Source organism: Arthrobacter sp., assembly GCF_030540645.1.
GTDB lineage: Bacteria > Actinomycetota > Actinomycetes > Actinomycetales > Micrococcaceae > Specibacter.
The window spans coordinates 1-2,635 of the sequence record NZ_JAUNVV010000151.1; the positions used below are offsets into that span (position 1 = coordinate 1).

General features: G+C 61.2%; 3 protein-coding genes. All 3 read left to right on the forward strand.

Annotated features, from left to right (window positions below; translation table 11 throughout):
• Positions 1-666: NAD(P)/FAD-dependent oxidoreductase (locus Q4P21_RS16095; RefSeq protein ID WP_303389730.1), on the forward strand; the 666-nt coding region annotated here is incomplete at its 5' end.
• Positions 667-775: 109 nt separating this feature from the next.
• Positions 776-1,795 carry a phosphogluconate dehydrogenase (NAD(+)-dependent, decarboxylating) gene (gene gnd, locus Q4P21_RS16100; protein ID WP_303389731.1) on the forward strand — a complete coding sequence of 340 codons (1,020 nt, stop codon included), beginning with the start codon at positions 776-778 and terminating at the stop codon, positions 1,793-1,795.
• A gap of 16 nt (positions 1,796-1,811) precedes the next feature.
• Positions 1,812-2,486, forward strand: coding sequence for an HAD family hydrolase (locus tag Q4P21_RS16105; RefSeq protein ID WP_303389732.1), 675 nt, complete (start codon positions 1,812-1,814; stop codon positions 2,484-2,486).
• The last annotated feature ends 149 nt before the right edge of the window (positions 2,487-2,635 follow it).

Genomic DNA, 2,635 nt, shown 5'->3' on the forward strand with positions numbered 1-2,635 from the left:
GCTGAAATATTTGCATCGCTGCATCGCAGCCACGGTGTTGACCTTCGCTGCGGAGTCAAAGCAGCACGGATCACTGGTGACAATCCACGGCAGGCCAATGGCGTCCAGCTCAGTGATGGAACACAGATCGATGCGGATCTGGTCGTCGCGGGCATCGGTGCCGTGCCCAACACTGCTTTGGCGCAGGAGGCAGGGCTGGTACTGGAGAACGGGATCAAGGTTGATCAACACCTGCGCACCTCGGATCCGGACATTTACGCTGCAGGGGACGTCGCCAACGCCTACCATCCTCTGCTGGGCAAACACCTCCGCAGCGAGCACTGGTTCAATGCGCTCAGCCAACCCGCCGTGGCAGCCCGGTCCATGATGGGCCAGAACGCCGTGTATGCGGAGGTGCCGTACTTCTACAGCGATCAATATGAATTGGGGATGGAGTATTCCGGCCATGTGGACCCGGGCGGCTATGACGAAGTGGTCTTCCGTGGGGACCACGACAAGCTCGAGTTCATCGCATTCTGGCTCAAGGACCACCGTGTGCTGGCAGGTATGAACGTGAACGTCTGGGACCAGACCGAAACAATCAAGGACCTGGTGCGCTCGGGCCGGCCCGTCGATTCAGCAAGACTCGCTGACACCGCCAACCCACTGGCAGCCATCCTTGCCTAACCACGCAGGTACCGCCAGCCCAGACAGCACAGGCACGGATGCAGACCAAAACCGCTGACACTTCGCCAACGGACGGCATTGGAAGTATAGGAATTTAGGGAGAAACACCATGCAAATAGGAATGATCGGTCTTGGCAGAATGGGTGCCAACCTGGTTCGCCGGCTGATGCGCGACGGGCATGAGTGCGTCGTCTACGATCCGGACCCGAAGGCCGTCAAGGCACTCGCCGGCGAAGGCGCCACGGGTGTGAGTTCAGTGGAGGAGCTGGCCGAAGAACTCGCGGCACCCCGGGCAGTGTGGGTGATGGTGCCGGCCGGGGATATCACCAGCTCCGTGATTGACCAGCTGGCCGGCACCTTGGCTTCCGGGGACACTGTCATTGACGGCGGAAATTCCTACTACCGTGACGACATCCGCCATGCAAAAACGCTCTCAGAGCACGGCATCCGGCTGCTGGACTGTGGCACCAGCGGAGGGGTTTGGGGCCTGGACCGCGGATACTCGTTGATGATCGGCGGCGAAGCCGACGCCTTCGCCCAGGTGGAACCGGTTTTTGCTTCCCTGGCACCAGGGGTCGATGCTGCCGCCCGCACGCCCGGGCGCGACGGAGATGTGGCCACCTCGGAGAAAGGTTATCTGCATTGCGGGCCCAACGGTGCCGGGCACTTTGTGAAAATGGTCCACAACGGCATCGAATACGGGATGATGGGCGCCATCGCCGAGGGTATGAACATTTTGCACAAGGCCAACATTGGTGCCGAATCCCAGCACGGCGACGCTGAAACAGCTCCACTGGAGGATCCGGAATATTACCGCTATGACCTGGACCTTCCCGAAATTGCCGAGGTCTGGCGGCGCGGCAGCGTGATCGGATCATGGCTGGTTGACTTGAATGCGGCTGCGTTGCGCAAGTCCGCGGATTTGGCCAACTACGCCGGACGGGTTTCAGATTCTGGCGAAGGGCGCTGGACGGCCATTGCCGCCATTGAAGAGGGCGTGCCAGCCCCCATCCTCAACGCAGCGCTGGACTCTAGATTCTCTTCCAGGCAACTGGACGAATTTGCTGACCGGGCACTGTCAGCCATGCGCAAACAATTTGGCGGACACGACGAGAAGCCCTCTGGCTGAGGGAGGGACGCAGACCATGACACTACCAAGAGCGGTTTTGTTCGACGTTGATGAAACCCTTGTCCACACGGGTGGTTCCGGGGCACGCAGCTGGGCTTGGGCCTTTGACCAGCTCCATGGTGTGGCCGCGGACATAGGCGAGCACAGCTCAGCAGGGGAAACCGATCCGCAGGTGGGAAAGGCAACGTTTCGTGCCGCACTGGGCCGAGAACCCAGCCACGAGGAAATGTCACGGCTGTACGCAAAGTACCTCTGGCACCTCTCCGAGGACATCTGGACCGGAGAAGGCTACAAAGTGCTGGAGGGCGCCACGGACCTGCTGGGCCGACTCGCCGACGCCGGGGTGATCCTCGGGATGATCTCCGGCGCCATGGAGGGCGCCGCGCGAATGAAGATGGAACCGGGCAGACTCAACCGGTACTTTGTCTTCGGCGCCTACGGCTCGGACTCCCCCGACAGGACTGAAGTGACACGGCTGGCCATTGCCAAGGCCTCCCGGCTGCATGGCCGGGACCTGGCACCAGGGGAAGTCTTCGTCGTCGGCGATACCCCGCACGACGTCGATTCCGCGCTCGCAGCCGGTGCCACCGCCGTCGGGGTTGCCACCGGGCACTATGGTATCGACGAGTTGCGGGCGGCCAAAGCGGACCATGTCATGCAATCCTTGGCCGAGCCATTCCCACGTTTCTAACCAGCCCGACGTACTATCAGGAGAAACATGATGTCGACACCAGGATCGGAAAACAAAATGACGGAGCACTCCGCAGGATCACGCAAAGAGCAGCACAGCCGTACGAATCTCCCTGCTTGGTCGCAGCTGGAACAGCATGCCACCTCAAT